At 40.5% G+C, this 18,217-nt stretch carries 14 protein-coding genes; 12 read left to right on the plus strand and 2 right to left on the minus strand.

The window, feature by feature from the left end:
• The gene (gene panC / locus ABGT15_RS14405; RefSeq protein WP_367232156.1) at positions 1-849 is read right to left on the minus strand and encodes a pantoate--beta-alanine ligase; all 849 of its coding nucleotides are present in this window, start codon (positions 847-849) and stop codon (positions 1-3) included.
• A gap of 109 nt (positions 850-958) precedes the next feature.
• Between panC and ABGT15_RS14410 the strand changes: the two genes are divergently transcribed.
• The 11 genes from ABGT15_RS14410 (at position 959) to ABGT15_RS14460 (ending at position 12,639) form a co-directional block, all read left to right on the plus strand.
• Positions 959-1,765 (plus strand): glycogen/starch synthase, encoded by an 807-nt coding sequence (locus ABGT15_RS14410; RefSeq protein ID WP_367232157.1) that lies wholly within the window; start codon positions 959-961, stop codon positions 1,763-1,765.
• Between the two features lie 13 nt (positions 1,766-1,778).
• Complete coding sequence (locus ABGT15_RS14415) at positions 1,779-3,473, plus strand: DUF4270 domain-containing protein (RefSeq protein WP_367232158.1); 1,695 nt, start codon at positions 1,779-1,781, stop codon at positions 3,471-3,473.
• Positions 3,474-3,476: 3 nt separating this feature from the next.
• Positions 3,477-5,324 carry a glutamine--fructose-6-phosphate transaminase (isomerizing) gene (gene glmS / locus ABGT15_RS14420; protein ID WP_367232159.1) on the plus strand — a complete coding sequence of 616 codons (1,848 nt, stop codon included), beginning with the start codon at positions 3,477-3,479 and terminating at the stop codon, positions 5,322-5,324.
• A gap of 149 nt (positions 5,325-5,473) precedes the next feature.
• A complete protein-coding gene (gene atpD, locus ABGT15_RS14425) occupies positions 5,474-6,985 on the plus strand; it encodes a F0F1 ATP synthase subunit beta (protein ID WP_367232160.1) in 1,512 nt (503 codons plus the stop codon).
• An 85-nt stretch (positions 6,986-7,070) separates the two neighbouring features.
• Entirely contained in the window at positions 7,071-7,352 is a 282-nt protein-coding gene (locus ABGT15_RS14430; RefSeq protein ID WP_367232161.1) for a F0F1 ATP synthase subunit epsilon, read from the plus strand.
• Positions 7,353-7,441: 89 nt separating this feature from the next.
• Positions 7,442-7,966, plus strand: coding sequence for a hypothetical protein (locus ABGT15_RS14435; protein ID WP_367232162.1), 525 nt, complete (start codon positions 7,442-7,444; stop codon positions 7,964-7,966).
• A 1-nt stretch (position 7,967) separates the two neighbouring features.
• Complete coding sequence (locus ABGT15_RS14440; protein WP_367232163.1) at positions 7,968-9,113, plus strand: aminotransferase class I/II-fold pyridoxal phosphate-dependent enzyme; 1,146 nt, start codon at positions 7,968-7,970, stop codon at positions 9,111-9,113.
• A gap of 6 nt (positions 9,114-9,119) precedes the next feature.
• Positions 9,120-9,536: a DUF2007 domain-containing protein gene (locus ABGT15_RS14445; RefSeq protein WP_367232164.1), complete on the plus strand. Its 417-nt coding sequence runs from the start codon at positions 9,120-9,122 to the stop codon at positions 9,534-9,536.
• Positions 9,533-10,153 carry a dethiobiotin synthase gene (bioD, locus tag ABGT15_RS14450; RefSeq protein ID WP_367232165.1) on the plus strand — a complete coding sequence of 207 codons (621 nt, stop codon included), beginning with the start codon at positions 9,533-9,535 and terminating at the stop codon, positions 10,151-10,153. The genes ABGT15_RS14445 and bioD overlap by 4 nt, the downstream gene beginning before the upstream one ends.
• Positions 10,154-10,192: 39 nt before the next feature.
• On the plus strand, positions 10,193-11,464 hold the full coding sequence (bioA, locus tag ABGT15_RS14455; RefSeq protein ID WP_367232166.1) for an adenosylmethionine--8-amino-7-oxononanoate transaminase: 1,272 nt from the start codon (positions 10,193-10,195) through the stop codon (positions 11,462-11,464).
• Complete coding sequence (locus tag ABGT15_RS14460; protein WP_367232167.1) at positions 11,458-12,639, plus strand: beta-ketoacyl synthase N-terminal-like domain-containing protein; 1,182 nt, start codon at positions 11,458-11,460, stop codon at positions 12,637-12,639. The genes bioA and ABGT15_RS14460 overlap by 7 nt, the downstream gene beginning before the upstream one ends.
• On the opposite strand, the gene ABGT15_RS14465 is transcribed toward ABGT15_RS14460, so the two are convergent.
• Positions 12,640-13,122 (minus strand): regulatory protein RecX, encoded by a 483-nt coding sequence (locus tag ABGT15_RS14465; RefSeq protein ID WP_367232168.1) that lies wholly within the window; start codon positions 13,120-13,122, stop codon positions 12,640-12,642.
• Between the two features lie 135 nt (positions 13,123-13,257).
• Here ABGT15_RS14465 and ABGT15_RS14470 point away from each other — a divergent pair, with 135 nt between their 5' ends.
• Positions 13,258-18,081, plus strand: coding sequence for a choice-of-anchor D domain-containing protein (locus ABGT15_RS14470; RefSeq protein WP_367232169.1), 4,824 nt, complete (start codon positions 13,258-13,260; stop codon positions 18,079-18,081).
• Positions 18,082-18,217: the final 136 nt, after the last annotated feature.

An 18,217-nucleotide genomic window follows, 5' to 3' on the forward strand; every position in this document is an offset into this window, starting at 1 on the left:
TCAATTTAATGAAATATTGTCAATTAATCGTACGTTGTTTATGAAAACTGCAATAAAACCGCGATAATGCTTTGTTTTGCTTTTTCTTTTGCAGGGAAGCAAGGTGGCTTCATCGGCAATTTCAAAGTATTCCAGTTGGAAATCCGCATGTTTTTTGAACTCGTTTTCTACATACGCCACAACTTCTTGGGCCGAGTGTTTTTCAAATTTGGATTTAGTGTTTTTCAAAATCTTGTAGATGATGGCGGCTTTTTCCCGTGCTTCTGCTGAAAGTCTTTCGTTGCGGGAACTCATGGCTAATCCGTTAGGTTCTCTGTGAATGGGGCAACCGTGAATACTAACCGGCATTTTGTGTTTCTGAACCATCTTTTTTATGATTTGCAACTGCTGAAAATCTTTTTCTCCGAAATAGGCGTTGGTGGGCTGTACAATTTCGAACAATTTTTTCACTACAGTTCCTACACCGTCAAAATGACCCGGACGGTGTGCGCCTTCCATTTGAAATTCCAGGCCATCGTAATCAAACGAGGCGGAATTGGTGTTGCCTTCGTAAATGTCGTCAACGGAGGGAGCATAAATGAGAATCTCTTTGGAGAGTGTTTCGATTTTTGCCACATCATTGTCGAGCGTACGTGGGTATTTTTCCAGATCTTCCGCATTGTTAAATTGAGTAGGATTTACAAAAATACTCACTACGGTTATGGCGTTGTTTTTTAAGGATTCCTTCATTAAAGAGAGGTGTCCCTGATGTAAAGCACCCATGGTGGGTACGAATCCGATTTTGGCTTTAGCGGTTTTTATTTGGTCTAAATGTGCCTTTAAATCTGACTTTTTCGTGAAGACAAACATTTTCTTCGAATTTAAATTGGACAGCAAAATTACTATTTTGTTAAACAACTGCATAAAATTTTGTAATTTTGCATGTTTTTTGTGCCTATCTAATAAAATAAAATTGCAAATGGAAGATAAGAGGATATTATACGTATCATCTGAAGTGGTGCCTTACTTGGCTGAAAATGAGGTTTCTTTAATGTCGTATGACGTGCCGAAAATGATTAACGATCAGGGTGGTCAGATACGAATTTTTATGCCGCGATATGGAAATATCAACGAACGAAGACATCAGTTACATGAAGTAATCCGTTTGTCTGGGATGAATTTGGTGGTGAACGACATGGATATGCCTTTGATTATTAAGGTGGCATCGATTCCGAAAGAGCGCATTCAGGTTTATTTTATCGATAACGACGAGTATTTTAAACGTAAAGCAACTTTTACGGATGAAGAAGGGGTGCTTTATCCCGATAATGATGAAAGAGCTATTTTCTTTGCCAAGGGAGTGGTGGAAACCGTAAAAAAACTAAACTGGGTGCCGGATATTATTCATGTGCACGGTTGGATGGCCGCGATGTTGCCGGTATACATGAGGCATTTTTATAAAAACGAAGCTCTTTTTGCGGATACTAAAATCGTTACTTCTGTTTACAGTCAGTCTTTTGATGGAACTTTAGATGCCACCATGATGAATAAAGTGATGTTTGATAATGTTCCGGAAGAGTCTGTTAAAGATTTATCGGAGCCTAACTTCGAAAACATCATGAAGGCTTCCATTTTGCATTCGGATGCCGTGATTGTCGCCTCGGAAGAGGTGTCGCCAAGTTTAACAAAATTTATAGAAAGTTCGGGCAAACCTTTTCTACCTTTCGTGCCCAAAGATAAGTTTGCAGAAGCTTATACAGAATTCTATAAAAAAAGCGTTTTATAATTTAAACTGAGATATGACTAAAATATCATTGCTTGGAAGGTTGTCGTTGTTAATGACAACGATAATTTTTATGTCCTGTGATAAAGAATTTAACACGATCGGTTCCGATATTGTTGGGGAGAATCACTTTGATCTGAATAAAGAATCGTTTGAGGTTGAGGCTTACGACAGCGTTGCAGGGCCAGTACAATCCAATAATCTGATGTTGTCTAATCAGAGTATTAATTCCTTAGGAATCTATAAAGACGAGGTTTTTGGGACACGCAGTTCTAAATTTGTTACGCAGGTTGCGTTGACCGATGATGCGCCTGTAATTGGTGCAAATCCTGCTATTGATTCTGTATGGGTGTACGTGCCTTATTTCAGTACACAAAAGGGGACCAATTCGGACGGATCCAGATTTTACGAACTGGACTCTGTTTTTACCGGAGGTCAGGCAAAATTCCGATTGAAAATTTACGAAAACGGCTATTATCTCAATGATTATGCTACAAATGAAAATGGAGGTATTGAGGCGCAACGTCATTATTCCAATGAAGTAGGTAAAGTAACACCATATTTGTTAGGGGCTGATGCTAATAATGAGCCCGCGACCAATGGTGCTTATCTGAATAACAGTACTGATCCTGCCGAGAATACCGGGTTTTATTTCAGTCCCAAAGAAAAAATTATTTATAAGACTAACGGAGCCGGGTTGTATGTTGATAGTGAAGGAGTGGTATTGCCTGCTGCAGATCAGTCGAATCTCTCTAAAAGAGTTATCAAAGAGCGATTTGCACCTGGAATGTGGATCAATCTTAATAAAGGGTATATGACCAACAGAATTCTGGAAGCATCCAGTGATAAATTGTTTAACAACAATGCTTTCAGGGAGTATTTCAGAGGTTTGTTTTTTGATGTGGAAGCTATAGATGCGAACCAATGGGCTATGGCTATGCTCGATTTTTCAAAAGGCTATATTAATATTCGATACAAGGTTGACGGTGTAGATGATGGTAATCCTGAGACTCCTGTTGCAAGAGTGAGGAAAACCATGACCTTAAGTTTGTCTGGAAATACAATTAACTTTTTTGCTGGAGGTAATGACACACCTGATGATCCTTCACGTCTTTATTTAAGAGGTGGTGGGGATAAAACATCTGTAGCCTATATTAAACTTTTCGGAAACGACGGGCCGGATGATGGTGATGTGCCGGACATGTTGGAGGAGATACGCGCGAAAGGATGGATGATAAATGAAGCCAATCTGGTATTTTATATCGATCAGCAAAAAATGGGTCAGTCCGGGATGAATGAACCCCGACGAATTTATCTGTATGATGCCAAAAACAAAAAACCAATTGCGGATTATCTTGCTGATCCTACTACCAATGCTTCCAATCCGAAATATAACAAGCGTGGTTATGGAGGAATAATGGAAGAAGATGCCAGCGGGAAAGGTTTAAAATATAAGATACGAATAACCGATTATATGAGAAGCTGTATTGAAAACGACTCGACTAATTTTAAATTGGGCGTTGTCATAACGGAAAATATTAATGATTATGCAAATGCATATCTGGCTCCAACAGCTCCGAATGTTACTCCTAAAAGGGTTGTTCCAGTGGGTACTGTAGTAAGTCCGCTTGGAACAGTTTTACACAGTCCGACTAGTGAGGATTTCGAAAAAAGACTTAAATTAGAGATTTATTATACAAAACCCGACTAAACTATGTGTGGAATTGTTGGATATATAGGTCACAGACAGGCTTATCCTGTTATTATTAAAGGTTTAAAAAGACTGGAATACCGTGGTTACGACAGCGCCGGCGTGGTGTTGTGTGAAAACGGAGGTTTCAAGCTGGCCAAAACCAAAGGTAAAGTTTCCGACTTGGAAGTGCGTGCCGAAAAAGAAATTACCTTAACCGGAACAATGGGTATGGGACATACCCGTTGGGCAACTCATGGGGTGCCTAATGATGTGAACTCGCATCCGCATTATTCCAATTCCGGGGAACTGGTGATTATTCACAATGGAATTATTGAAAACTACGAGCCTTTAAAAAAAGAGCTGATCAATCGTGGGTATACCTTTAAGTCCGATACGGATACCGAGGTGTTGGTAAACCTGATTGAAGAAGTGCAGAAAAAAGAAAATCTTAAATTAGGTAAGGCGGTACAAGTAGCTTTGAATCAGGTGGTAGGAGCTTATGCAATTGCTGTGATGGATACGAAACGACCTGATGAGATTGTGGCGGCCCGTTTGGGAAGTCCGTTGGCTATCGGTATTGGAGAAGGGGAGTATTTTGTGGCTTCCGATGCTTCTCCGTTTATCGAATATACCAATAATGCCATTTATCTGGAAGATGAGGAAATGGCGATTATCAGTTTGGATAAGCCGATGAAAGTTCGCAAGATAAAAGATGATTCGTTAGTTGATCCTTATATACAACAGCTTCAGATGAATTTGGAGCAGATTGAAAAAGGGGGTTACGATCATTTTATGTTGAAAGAAATCTACGAACAGCCAAGTGTAATTAAAGATACGTACAGAGGGCGTTTACTTGCCAATAAAGGAATTATCCAGATGGCAGGCGTAGAGGATAATATTGAGAAGTTTACCAACGCCAACCGAATTTTAATTGTGGCTTGCGGAACATCCTGGCATGCCGGTTTGGTGGCGGAATATATTTTCGAAGAATTTGCAAGAATTCCGGTGGAAGTGGAGTATGCTTCCGAATTCCGATACCGAAACCCAATTATTTATCCGAACGATGTAGTCATCGCGATTTCGCAATCCGGAGAAACTGCCGATACTTTAGCAGCGATTAAGTTGGCAAAAGAAAAAGGAGCGTTTGTGTTCGGAGTGTGTAATGTGGTCGGTTCGTCCATCTCACGTGAAACACATGCAGGGGCTTATACCCATGCCGGTCCTGAAATTGGCGTGGCTTCAACGAAAGCTTTCACTACGCAAATCACTATATTAACGTTGATTTCACTTCGTTTGGCCAAAGCCAAAGGAACGATGAGTCAGTCGGATTACCAGCGTTATTTGTTGGAGTTGGAATTGATTCCGGAAAAAGTGCAGGAAGCATTGCAAACCAATGAGGCAGCAAAGACGATTGCTTCCATTTATAAAGATGCACCGAATTGTCTTTATTTGGGAAGAGGATATAATTTTCCGGTGGCTTTGGAAGGAGCATTGAAATTAAAAGAAATCTCATACATCCATGCAGAAGGCTATCCGGCTGCCGAGATGAAACACGGGCCAATCGCGCTTATCGATGAACAAATGCCGGTAGTGGTGATTGCACCGAAACAAAATCATTACGATAAAGTGGTGAGTAATATTCAGGAAATTAAGGCGCGAAGCGGAAAAATTATCGCAGTGGTAACCAAAGGTGATGTTCAGGTGAAAGATTTAGCGGATCATATCATCGAAATTCCGGATACTGCAGAGGCTTTGACTCCTTTGTTGACGACCATTCCGTTGCAATTGCTGTCGTATCATATTGCAGTAATGCGTGAATGTAATGTCGATCAGCCGAGAAACCTTGCAAAATCGGTTACGGTTGAATAAAATATAAAGCGGATTCTCACATCCGCTTTTTTATTGCAAAAAATTCAAAAATTAAGTTGGTTTATTATTATATAAAAAACTATCTTTGCGCTCTGAAAAAAGAGGTTTTTTCATAAAACGTAAATAGCTGTTTAATAAATACATAAGCAATGTCTAAAGTTACAGGTAAAGTTGCACAAATTATCGGACCTGTTGTTGACGTGGTTTTCAACACACAAAACGCCGAGCTTCCAAAGATTTATGATTCTTTGGAAATTACAAAAAATGATGGTTCAAAATTGGTACTTGAGGTACAGTCTCACATTGGTGAAGATACGGTACGTACAATCTCCATGGACTCTACGGATGGTTTATCCAGAGGTCAGGAAGTGGTAGGTTTGGGTACGCCAATCCAAATGCCGATTGGTAAAGATATTTACGGACGTCTTTTCAACGTAATCGGAGATGCTATTGACGGTCTTGGCGATTTGCCAAAAGACGGTGAAAACGGTTTGCCAATCCACAGATCGGCGCCTAAATTTGAAGATTTATCAACGTCATCAGAAGTTTTATTCACAGGAATCAAAGTAATCGATTTGATCGAGCCTTATGCAAAAGGAGGTAAAATTGGATTGTTCGGTGGTGCCGGTGTAGGTAAAACGGTATTGATTCAGGAGTTGATCAACAATATTGCAAAAGGTCACGGTGGACTTTCTGTATTCGCAGGAGTAGGAGAAAGAACGCGTGAAGGAAATGACTTACTTCGTGAGATGTTAGAGTCTGGAATTATCAAATATGGTGATGATTTCATGCACTCTATGGAAAACGGAGGATGGGATTTATCCAAAGTTGACAAACCAGGTATGAGAGAGTCTAAAGCTACTTTCGTATTCGGTCAGATGAATGAGCCGCCAGGTGCTCGTGCTCGTGTAGCGTTATCAGGTCTTTCTATCGCTGAATATTTCCGTGATGGAGCTGGTGAAGGACAAGGGAAAGACGTATTATTCTTCGTGGATAATATCTTCCGTTTTACACAGGCAGGTTCTGAGGTATCGGCATTATTAGGTCGTATGCCATCAGCGGTAGGTTACCAACCAACTTTGGCAACTGAAATGGGTGTGATGCAGGAGCGTATTACATCAACAAAAACAGGTTCCATTACTTCTGTACAGGCGGTTTACGTACCTGCGGATGACTTAACGGATCCAGCACCGGCTACAACGTTTGCCCACTTAGATGCTACTACTGTATTGTCTCGTAAAATTGCTGAGTTAGGTATTTACCCAGCGGTAGATCCATTAGATTCTACCTCTCGTATCTTAACACCTCAAATTTTAGGTGATGAGCACTACAACACAGCACAAAGAGTAAAAGAGATTCTACAGAAATACAAACAATTACAGGATATCATCGCGATCTTAGGTATGGAGGAGTTATCTGAAGAAGATAAATTATCGGTATCAAGAGCTCGTCGTGTACAACGTTTCTTGTCTCAGCCGTTCCACGTAGCCGAGCAGTTTACAGGTATTCCTGGAGTATTGGTTGATATCAAAGATACTATCAAAGGATTTAACATGATTATCGACGGTGAGTTAGATCACTTACCAGAGGCAGCGTTCAACTTGAAAGGTACCATCGAAGATGTGATCGAAGCGGGACAGAAAATGTTAGCAGAAGCATAATTTTAATTATGAATTAGGAATTATAAATTATGAGTTTCATCTCATCGAATTATAACTCATAACTCATAACTCATAACTTAAAAAGATGATTGTAGAAATTGTATCACCAGAAGCCACTTTATTCAAAGGAGAAGTTACCTCGGTAGCGGTTCCGGGAGTAAACGGCGAGTTCCAGATGTTAAACAACCACGCGCCAATTGTGTCGTTGTTAGCAAAAGGTAATGTGAAAATCGTAGGGTCCAATATTAAGATTGCAAAAGAATTTGTGGAGAAATTCAACAAAGTAAACGAGCAAACCTATTGGTTGCCAATCACATCCGGAACAATCGAAATGAATGACAATACGATAATTGTGTTAGCCGACTAAGACAATTGGATCCAAGCGAATCAAATCGTGCGGAGTAAAATAAAAAGAAAAGCCTAGCAATTTTTGTTAGGCTTTTTTATTTTTGAAGCATGACAAATAACAATTCTGAATTCGAGGTGGTGGTATCCGAAGGAAAACGGGCATGGTATGAAGTTTTTTTAGCTACCGTTTTTCTGAGTATTTTCTTTTACCTGCTGTTGTCGTGTATTTATTACATTACGTTTGATGTTTCTCTGGGACCCTTCGTTGAAAATTTATTTTTGTCCTGCAGCATTGGTCTGTATTCTTTAGCACAGGCGCTTAAATTTGCGGTTGTTAAAAACATTTTGATTGATGTTGATTCCGACCGGCTAATTTCACGCTATCTGCTGGGGCCGTTCTCGCATGATGTGGTAAAAATCACCCCAGAATTTGAATATGTTTCAGTCTTTAAAAACGATAAAGAGTATTTCGAAACCAATTTATGGTACAAAGGGAATAAGCATTATAAAATGTACGCTTTCGAGGAAAAGCAACCCGCTATGGATTTTGCCGATGACGTTGCCAGGAAATTAAACATCGATTTGCTTGATGCTACAGAAAAAGGAAATTCAAAATGGATAGAAAAAAACTAATATGAAACGATTTCCAGCGTCTTTGACCCAAAAATTAAATCAGCGTGTTCAAAGCAATGCCTTGCGAAGTTTGACTCAGGGAACGACTTTGATTGATTTTTCGTCCAACGATTATCTCGGTTTCGCGCAATCGGAAGCTATTTTTGCCCAAACCCATGAAATGCTGCTGGAGAAAAATTGTAAAAGCAATGGTGCAACGGGTTCAAGGCTGCTTTCCGGAAATCATTTTTTATATCAGGAAACCGAAGCTTTTATTGCCAACTTCCATCAGGCAGAAACCGCTTTACTCTTTAATTCCGGTTACGATGCCAATGTCGGTTTTTTCAGTTGTGTGCCACAGCGCAGCGATGTTATCTTATATGACGAACTCATCCATGCTTCCATACGTGATGGGATGCAGCTTTCCAATGCCAAAGCGTACAAGTTTCTGCACAACGATTGCGAGGATCTGAAAGCGAAAATCGTAAAATTCCAGAGTCAAAACACCAACATTTACATCGTTATTGAATCGGTGTATTCCATGGATGGTGATTCTCCTAATCTGGAAGAGTTAGCTGCGTTGTCAGAACATTACGGTTGTTATTTGGTGGTAGACGAGGCGCATGCTTTAGGTGTTTTTGGGAAAAAGGGAGAAGGACTGATGCAAAGTCTCGGGTTGAACGATAGCGTTTTTGCCCGCATCATGACGTTTGGAAAAGGTTTGGGTTGTCATGGTGCCGCCATCCTTGGAAGCGAAGAACTGAAACACTATTTAATTAATTTTTCCCGAAGTTTTATTTACACTACGGGATTGTCCCCACATGCTGTAGCGACCATTCTGACGGCTTACCAGCAATTGTCCGGAAATCCATTAGTAATAGAAGCTTTAACGGCTAATATTGTTGCGTTTAATCAGGAGAAAACTCGATTGGGGCTGAAACCGATGTTTGTGTACAGTAAGTCGGCCATTCAGTGCGCCATACTTCCCGGAAACGAAAAAGTAAAGTTTATTTCAAAAACCCTAGAGGAAAAGGGGTATGATGTAAAACCGATTTTGTCGCCAACTGTGCCGGAAGGACAGGAACGTTTGCGTTTTTGTCTGCATAATTACAATACCGAAGCAGATATTGCCGAAGTACTACGGTTATTGAGTACTTTTGTGTTTTAAATGCGTATGGAAGAAGAAGTCTTTAAAAAGGTAGCGAGTTTTCAGTATACCTCGGAAGCCATTATTTATAAAGGTAAATTGGAATCAGAAGGGGTAGAAGTTTTTTTACGGGATAACCTGACTATCGATACCGATCCTATGGTAAGCAACGCGATTGGAGGTGTTAAACTTTTTGTAAGGCAGGAAGACGAGCCAAAAGCATTGACTATTCTGGAAGCTGTCAGTACCTATTCGTTAGACGATAGCGGTGAGGCTGTAAAATGTCCAAATTGCGGAAGTACCAAGGTAGATTATTTCACCACCATACAAGACTTGAAATCGTTACTAAGCTTTTTATTTTCCATAGTGTTGTTGGTTTTGCCTTTTTATACGAAACACAAATACAAATGTGAAGCCTGTAACTTTGAATTTGACAAACCATGAAATTGTTTATTACCGGAATAGGAACCGATGTGGGGAAAACCATCGCTTCCGCCATCATCACCGAAGCCTTGGAAGCCGATTACTGGAAACCCATTCAAGCCGGTGATTTAACGAATTCCGATTCCCATAAAATCCGAGTATTTCTTTCGAATCCAAAGACAAAAATTTTTGATAATGCCTATGCGCTTCAAACGCCGGCAAGTCCTCATCTGGCTGCCGAATTGGATCGTGTTGCCATCAAATTAAAACAGATAAAAGAACCCATAACCAAGAACCATTTGGTGGTGGAAGGGGCGGGCGGTATTTTTGTTCCTTTAAACGATACCGATTGCGTCATCGACCTAATCCAGCCCGATTACAAAGTGGTGGTGGTTTCCCGTCATTACCTCGGTAGTATCAACCATACGTTGTTAACCATTGAAGCTTTGCAAAACAGAAAACTAGCAATCGCCGGAATTGTTTTCAATGGGGACGAAAATCCGTCATCCGAAGCCATTATCCTAAAAAAAACCGGTTTGAAAATGCTTGGAAGGATTGAAAACGAACCGTATTTTGATTCCAATGTAATTCGATATTACGCCGAGAAGTTTAAAAAAGCATTGCAGGAGCTGGAGTAATCCATGACTCATAATTCATAACTCATAATTCGATTTGAAATGAATCTTTCCGAAAGAGACATACAATACAATTGGCATCCCTATACACAACACAAAACGGCACAACCTCATATCGCGATAACCAAAGGAGAAGGCGCTTTATTGTGGGATGAAAACGGCAAAGAATATATTGATGCTATCGCTTCCTGGTGGGTCAATCCGTACGGACATTCCAACAAGTTTATAGCCGATGCGATTTACAAACAACTTACCACCTTAGAGCACGTTTTATTTGGAGGTTTTACACATGAACCGGCCGTTTTGGTCGCCGAAAAGCTCATGCAGTTGCTTCCTTCCAACCAAAAGAAACTGTTTTATTCGGACAACGGTTCTACCGCTGTGGAAATTGCCATTAAAGTAGCTTTACAATATTTCTATAACAAAGGCGAAAGACGCACCAAAATCATCGCGTTTGAAAATGCCTTTCACGGCGATACGTTTGCAGCAATGGCGGCCAGCGGGATTTCCTTTTTTACCGAAGCGTTTAAAGGCTCGTTGTTGGAAGTGGTTCGCATTCCCGTGCCGACAAAAGGTAACGAAGAGATGAGTTATAAAGCTTTGGAAGCACTCTTGAAAACGAATGATTTTGCGGGATTTATTTTCGAACCCTTGGTCCAAGGTGCAGCCGGAATGGTGATGTATGAAGCATCCGAGTTGGATACGTTGATTGCGCTTTGCAAAAAACACAATGTCTTTACGATAGCCGATGAAGTCATGACCGGCTTCGGGAAAACCGGAAAAAATTTCGCCTGTGATTATTTGACTGAGCAGCCCGACATGATGTGTTTGTCCAAAGCGTTAACCGGCGGAACGATTCCGATGGCCATCACGACCTTTACCCAAGAATTGTTTGATGGTTTTTATGATGACAATGTAAACAAAGCCTTGTTTCACGGACATACTTTTACGGCGAATCCGACGGGTTGTGCCGCGGCTTTGGCGAGTATGCAATTGTTGGAATCGGAAGGAATGCAATCCAATTTGTCTCGTATTCATGCAAAGCATCAGGAATTTCAACTGAAAATTAAAAATCATTCAAAGGTTGTTGCCACAAGGGTTTTAGGTGTGATTTTGGCGCTGGAAATTCAAGTTGATGGGGAGCAGAGTTATTACGGAAGTTTTCGAAACAAACTCTATAATTTCTTCATTGAAAAAGGGATTGTCCTGCGCCCGGTTGGGAATATTGTTTACATTTTGCCTCCTTATGTCATTACCGATGCGCAGTTGGAAAAAATCTATCAAACTATAGAAGAAGCATTGGTAGAATGCTAACTTTGCAAAAAAATAACAACAACTTGGAACCGATTGCCATCACTGCTTTAGCCTCTTTTTCGCCTTTAGGAAGCCAACCCGATCAAATTTGGGGATCTTATCTAAAGTCCAATTCATTAATTGCTGAAAAAGAAATCGGTACTCAAAAGGTAAATGTGGCTGCTTTGCCTGGTGAGCTTCTTGAGCAAGTGGAGGCTTTGCGCCGGTCGGATCATAAATACAAAACGTTAGACAACTCGGTTTTGTATGCTTTGTTGGCTTCTCGTGAGGCGGTTAAGCAAGCAGGCTGGGTTGAAAATGATGTTTTTGGGATCAATATCGGGTCTTCTCGAGGCGCAACCGGTTTGTTTGAAGAGTATCACGAGGAATTTATCACTACAGGAAAAACATCAACGTTAGCCTCTCCTACAACTACGATGGGAAACATTTCCAGTTGGGTGGCTCATGATTTGAAAGCATCCGGCCCGGAAATATCGCATTCCATTACTTGTTCTACGGCTTTGCATGCCTTGTTGAACGGCGTGGCTTGGCTACGGGCGGGAATGGTGGATAAATTTCTGGTGGGTGGAAGCGAAGCGCCGTTAACGCCTTTTACCATTGCGCAAATGCAGGCTTTGAAAATCTATTCTAAAGAGCAAACGGCATTTCCGTGTCGCGCTTTGGATTTGGATAAGTTGCGTAATACGATGGTTTTAGGAGAAGGAGCGGCTCTTGCCGGGTTAGAGCTTGGAAGAAAAAGTAATGCCTTGGCCTATATTACCGGGATCGGATACGCGACAGATGTTTTGGAGCACGGGATTTCGATTTCTACTGAGGCGGAATGTTTTCAGCGATCGATGAAAATGGCGTTAGGAGACTTGGCTTTAAGCGACGTAGATGTGATTGTTATGCATGCACCTGGAACCATTAAAGGGGATTTATCGGAGTACAAAGCCATTGAAAAGGTTTTTGGAAAGAACCTGCCGCTGTTAACCACCAATAAGTGGAAAATAGGTCATACTTTTGGCTCTTCCGGTTTGCTTAGTCTGGAACTTGCGGTGTTGATGTTGAAACATCAGCAATTCATTGAAGTGCCATTTGTTCCTGTGCAATCGGAAGGAAAGGCGATTAACAATGTTTTGATTAATGCCGTTGGTTTTGGAGGGAATGCGGTTAGCGTGTTGCTGACCAGATAATTAATCTTGGGCTAAGTCGTTTACTTTTTCAAAAATTAAATTGCTTTCGTAGCCCTTGCGGAGTAAAAAATCGCAAAATTTTCTTTTCTTTTTCTGAAGGTTTTTTTCGGATATGGATTCCCAGTGTTTTTCTGCGAGTTCGTGAAACGTGTTCAGGTATTCGGCTTGCGGGATTTCCTTTAGCGCTTTGTCAATGTTGTATTTGGAGATGTTGCGAAATTTTAGCTCATTAACAATACGTATTTTCCCCCATTTCTTAATGTTGTGTTTTCCCCGGGCAAAACTCGAGGCAAACCGTTCTTCGTTCAGGAAGTTGTTTTCGATAAGATGTACCGCGATGGTATCAATAACCTGTGGAATCATGCTCATGGATTTGAGTTTCTCCACCACTTCCATGTGGCAGCGCTCCTGATAACTGCAGTAATATTCCAGCTTTCGGGTGGCCTCGGCTACGGTGTAGATTTTCAGAGAGTTAGTGTTCATAACTTAACCTAAATTTAATAACCGACAGATAAATATTTCCCAAAAATCCGTACCTTTATCCCCCATTTTTTACCGATGGTCGAGAAATGGGAATGTAAATATAAGAAATTTCACTAAAAACAGCTAAAAATGCACATGAAATTTAAATTACTTATTTTTTCTTTTTTGTTCTCGGTTGTGAGTTGGGGGCAGATTTTAACTTTTGATTTTGCAGGACTTACTGGAAGTGAGGCAACTGCTAACTCAAATTTTAATAATCCAAATATTGGAAGTTCTACAATCTCAAGAGGAGCTGGATTGAATGCTTCTGCAAATGCTGACAGATTTAATGCCGATGCATGGGCGACTATATCAATAGCAAATGCTGTAACCGGTAATGATTATATGGAATTTACAATTACTCCTAATGCAAGTTATCAGTTTTCTGTTTCTTCAATTGTAGTGCAATGGCAAAGATCTGGAACAGGAAATACCCAGATTGCTTTGAGAAGTTCAGTTGATGGATTTACAACTAATTTAGATGCGGTAAAGAATGTTGTTGATAATACCTCTACACAAACTTTTACTTACACCTTTGTTCAATCTAACAGCTCTACAGCTGTAACTTACAGATTGTATTCATATGCTGAGGCTATTGGAGGGACAGGTGGTCCAGGTGATGGAATAGGTAATGATATCGTGGTAAATGGTACAGTTACACCAACTGGAGCTGCTCCAGAAATCAACCTGCAAGGAAATTTAACATCCATTATATCAGGTGATGCAACACCAGATGCGGCAGACCATACCGATTTCGGTTCCGTTGCAACAGCTTCAGGAACAATCGCCAGAACGTTTACGATTCAAAATACCGGAACTGCCGCCTTAAGTTTAACGGGGGCAAATCCTTATGTTTCAATTTCCGGCGCAAATGCCGCAGATTTTACATTAACTTTGGTTCCTTCAAACAGTATTGCAGCATCAGGAAATACTACATTTCAAGTGACTTTTGATCCTTCTGCCGACGGCTTAAGACAAGCATCAATAAGTATTGCGAATAATGATAGTAATGAAAACCCATATACCTTTGCCATTCAAGGACAAGGCGTGAGTGTGCCAGTCATTACAAGTTTGTTAACCGCTAGTGGAGCTCAAGGAACTGCATTTACTTATAATATTGTGGCCACACAATCGCCAACATCTTATAATGCAACGGGATTACCTGCCGGATTGTCTGTAAATACGACTACAGGTGCAATTACTGGTACGCCAACCGTATCAGGAACTTACAATGTGACCATTTCCGCTACAAATGCTGTGGGAACAGATACGGAAACTTTAGTAATTACATTAGCTGTTGGATCATGCGGTTTTGAAAATTTTAATAATTCAAATGCGACAGCTTCATACGCAAATGGCTCTTTTGTTGGGAATAATGGCGTAACTTGGACTTATACGCAATCTAGAGATGAAAATGGGGATGCAAACGGTTCTGGAATTAGTGGAAAAGCCTTAATGTTAAGGAATCTCGCTAGTAACAGTAAGGTGGTCTCTTCTACAGTCACTACAGGAGTTGGTAATTTTTCTGTAAAGTTATATAAAGGTTTTACAGGTGCGGGGCCAAGACAAGTTGAATTGTTTGTAAATGGAGTTTCTTATGGTGTGTCAACTTTGTTTGATGATTATTCGGAACATATATTTGTGGTAAACAATATTAATGTTTCAGGGAATAGTATTATTGAAGTTAGAAATATAACGGCGAATCAGATAATTGTTGATGATATTACTTGGACATGTTATGTTAATAATAGTGAAATAAGAGTTTCTGGGAATTCAATTGAGGTAGCTGATGGGGATACCAGCCCAGATTTAACAGATAATACCGACTTCGGCTCCACTTTAGTAGGGAATATTATTCCGAAAACATTCACGATTGAAAACACTGGCGTAGATCCGTTAAACTTAACAGGAACAAATCCTTATGTCACAATTTCAGGTACGAATGCAGCCGATTTCAGCGTGTCTATCATTCCATCGACACCTATTGCTGCTTCGGGTTCTGCTACTTTCGAAATTACATTTCAACCATCAGCTTTAGGATTGCGTACGGCTACGTTGTCTATTGCTAACAATGATGGCGATGAAAATCCATATAACTTCAGTGTTCAAGGAACGGGAATTACTTGTACACCTACCACAACCATTTCGTCAATTACGCCAACAAGCGGTCCGGTTGGAACTGTGGTAACCATTAACGGTACCGGTTTTACCAGCGCAACGGCTGTAAGATTCGGTGCTCTTACTGCTGCTTTTACCATTGTGTCAAACACAGTAATCACGGCTACTGTTCCGGTGGGCGCTACAACCGGTGATATAACCATAACCGATGCTGGTACCTGTACACAAAAATTTTCTGCTTTTACTGTGACAAATGGTGATAACAGTACTTGTGCGCCGGCTCCAACTGGAATTAATGAATTGTTTATCTCTCAGGTAACCGATGCGTCTTCAGGGTCGATGTCGTATGTGGAGATTTTCAATGCAACTTTGAGTCCGATTGATATGGTGGATTATTCGATCAGATTTACCAACTACAATGCTACTTTAAATGATGGAAATCCTCCGGCTGTGGTAAATTTACCATTAGACTCTTTTATTTTGAACCCAGGGGAGTCTTTCACATTTGCCACATCTGTACTGCCGTCTGATTGTGACGTGCCAGGAGGGAACGCAGAATATGCCGAGCAAACCGAAGTACACAGCGGGATCAACAATAACGACTGTGTGAGTTTGTTGAAGCTGGGTGTAGAGATCGATGTTTGGGGTGCCTGTGGCGACACTAATTATTTCATCAACGATTTAGGATTGGGTTCTGCTGGATATAATTTCATGCGAAAAGAAACGGCAACACCACTTCCTACCACAACTTTTAATGCAACCGATTGGAATATCGTTGATTTCAATGCATGTAATGATGATTACTCCACGATTGATACGTATGATGGAATTCGTAACCCACCGGTTTCGTCTTCCCCAACTGTAAATTTTGATTGTAGTAATAATTCGGCACAGATAACCGTAACCGGAACAGAGGCTGTTTTCGGAGGTGCTGGTTTGACCTATCAATGGTATTATAACCAGCCAGGGAATGCTAACTGGACGATGATGGTTAATGCTGGAGTATTCTCGGGGGTGACTACTGATACGTTGAATATTTCCAATTTATCCGGACTGAACGGTTATCAGTTTTATTGTCAAGTAATGGAGGATACGGCTACCTGTTATGTGGCTTCAAGCGCAACAATGTTGAGTTTGGGGGCTACGTCTACTACTTGGAACGGTTCTGCATGGGATAATGGGGTTCCGACTTTAACCTCTGCCGCAACGATTAACGGTGATTACGATACTTCAGTACACGGTAGTTTCTCTTGTTGTAGTTTAGTGGTTAATGCGACTTATACTTTAGAGATTAAAGCGCTTAACTATGTTGAAATTCAAAGTAATTTAACGGTAAACGGAACAGTAAATGTTCGTGATGACGGTTCGTTAGTTCAAATTAATGATACCGGAATCAATACCGGAAACATTAACTACGAGAGAAATACTACTGGGGCTAATCTAGATTATGTGTATTGGTCTTCTCCGGTAAGTACTGTAAATACACCGGGAACCGGATTTGTTTATCGCTGGAATCCTACTTATGCGAATCCAAACGGCGGTTGGGGGTATTGGTTGTTAGCCAGAAATACTGCCATGGCACCGGGTGTGGGTTATATTATGCGTAACGTTTTTTCAAGAATGTTTACGGGGGTTCCTCGCAATGGTGTGGTTCAGCCGACTATTGCAAGAGCTAATTATACCGGAGCTGATTTTACAGGAAGCAACGGAACAATCATTACCAATAAAGATGATAACTGGAATTTATTAGGAAATCCATATCCTTCGGCTATTAATGCGTTAGATTTCCTAACTTTAAATACTAATATAGAAGGCGCTGTCAGAATCTGGACGCATGGCACATCGCCGTCAACTTCCATTACTAACCCGATTTACGACAGTTATACCTACAATTATACCGTTGACGACTATATCGTTTATAACGGAACCGGAACCGTAAGCGGACCGGGTGGTTTTAACGGATTTATTGCAGGAGGACAAAGTTTTATGGTTAACATGAATGATGGACCTGCCGCTTCCGGTACTGTCACCTTTAATAATTCGTTGCGAAATAAAGCACATAACAATGAGCAGTTTTACAGACAAGCATCAGCGGGAGCTTTAAGAAATGGCAACGGTGCAGACGAAAAACACCGAATTTGGTTAGATTTAGCAAATGCCAATAACAATTCAACCCGAACGTTAATTGGTTATGTTACGAATGCAACCTATGAAAAAGACAGGTTGTATGATGCGATAACCAACGCACTAGGCAATGGTATGGCAATTTATTCCGTTATAAATGATGAAAAAATGGCGATACAAGGTAGAACTTTGCCGTTTGATAATCAAGATAAGGTTCAGTTAGGGGTGAAAATTCCGGCTATAGGAACCTATTCCATTGGGTTAAGTGCTTTAGATGGTTTGTTTGCAGCACATCAGGAAATTTATCTGGAAGACCGTTTGTTGAATGTAATCCACGATTTGAGAGCCAATCCGTACTTCTTTACCATTGATGCTGTCGGTTTTGTAAATAATCGTTTTGTATTGCGTTTTACCAATGCTACTTTGGGTAACGGGGAATTTGATGCGGTTGCCAATGGTGTGAATGTTTTTGCTAATAATGCAATTAACGTGAATTCGTCATTAGAAACTATAAAAGATATCACCGTGTTTGATGTTTTAGGTAGAAAAATCGCTGAGAAAAAAGACGTTAGTGCCACTACATACAGCATGACAAACATAAGACCAACTCAAAGTGCACTTATAGTAAAAGTGACGCTTGAAAATGGTCAGGTTGTAGACAGGAAAGTAATTTACTAAAAGAAATAAAGATTTTTATTACAAGCGTCAGACTCACGGGTTTGACGCTTTTTTTATTTGTGCTTTTTTTAGGTATTTCTTTGTGGATTTATTAAAAATGGAATAATATTGCGCCACCTAACTAACTAATTTTAAC

This window comes from Flavobacterium enshiense (assembly GCF_040750275.1).
Lineage (GTDB): Bacteria > Bacteroidota > Bacteroidia > Flavobacteriales > Flavobacteriaceae > Flavobacterium > Flavobacterium enshiense_B.

Excerpts from the sequence above, each read along its gene's own strand:
- panC (WP_367232156.1), bottom strand. The coding sequence starts at position 849 with ATGTTTGTCTTCACGAAAAAGTCAGATTTAAAGGCACATTTAGACCAA.
- ABGT15_RS14410 (WP_367232157.1), top strand. The coding sequence starts at position 959 with ATGGAAGATAAGAGGATATTATACGTATCATCTGAAGTGGTGCCTTAC.
- ABGT15_RS14415 (WP_367232158.1), top strand. The coding sequence starts at position 1,779 with ATGACTAAAATATCATTGCTTGGAAGGTTGTCGTTGTTAATGACAACG.
- glmS (WP_367232159.1), top strand. The coding sequence starts at position 3,477 with ATGTGTGGAATTGTTGGATATATAGGTCACAGACAGGCTTATCCTGTT.
- atpD (WP_367232160.1), top strand. The coding sequence starts at position 5,474 with ATGTCTAAAGTTACAGGTAAAGTTGCACAAATTATCGGACCTGTTGTT.
- ABGT15_RS14430 (WP_367232161.1), top strand. The coding sequence starts at position 7,071 with ATGATTGTAGAAATTGTATCACCAGAAGCCACTTTATTCAAAGGAGAA.
- ABGT15_RS14435 (WP_367232162.1), top strand. The coding sequence starts at position 7,442 with ATGACAAATAACAATTCTGAATTCGAGGTGGTGGTATCCGAAGGAAAA.
- ABGT15_RS14440 (WP_367232163.1), top strand. The coding sequence starts at position 7,968 with ATGAAACGATTTCCAGCGTCTTTGACCCAAAAATTAAATCAGCGTGTT.
- ABGT15_RS14445 (WP_367232164.1), top strand. The coding sequence starts at position 9,120 with ATGGAAGAAGAAGTCTTTAAAAAGGTAGCGAGTTTTCAGTATACCTCG.
- bioD (WP_367232165.1), top strand. The coding sequence starts at position 9,533 with ATGAAATTGTTTATTACCGGAATAGGAACCGATGTGGGGAAAACCATC.
- bioA (WP_367232166.1), top strand. The coding sequence starts at position 10,193 with ATGAATCTTTCCGAAAGAGACATACAATACAATTGGCATCCCTATACA.
- ABGT15_RS14460 (WP_367232167.1), top strand. The coding sequence starts at position 11,458 with ATGCTAACTTTGCAAAAAAATAACAACAACTTGGAACCGATTGCCATC.
- ABGT15_RS14465 (WP_367232168.1), bottom strand. The coding sequence starts at position 13,122 with ATGAACACTAACTCTCTGAAAATCTACACCGTAGCCGAGGCCACCCGA.
- ABGT15_RS14470 (WP_367232169.1), top strand. The coding sequence starts at position 13,258 with ATGAAATTTAAATTACTTATTTTTTCTTTTTTGTTCTCGGTTGTGAGT.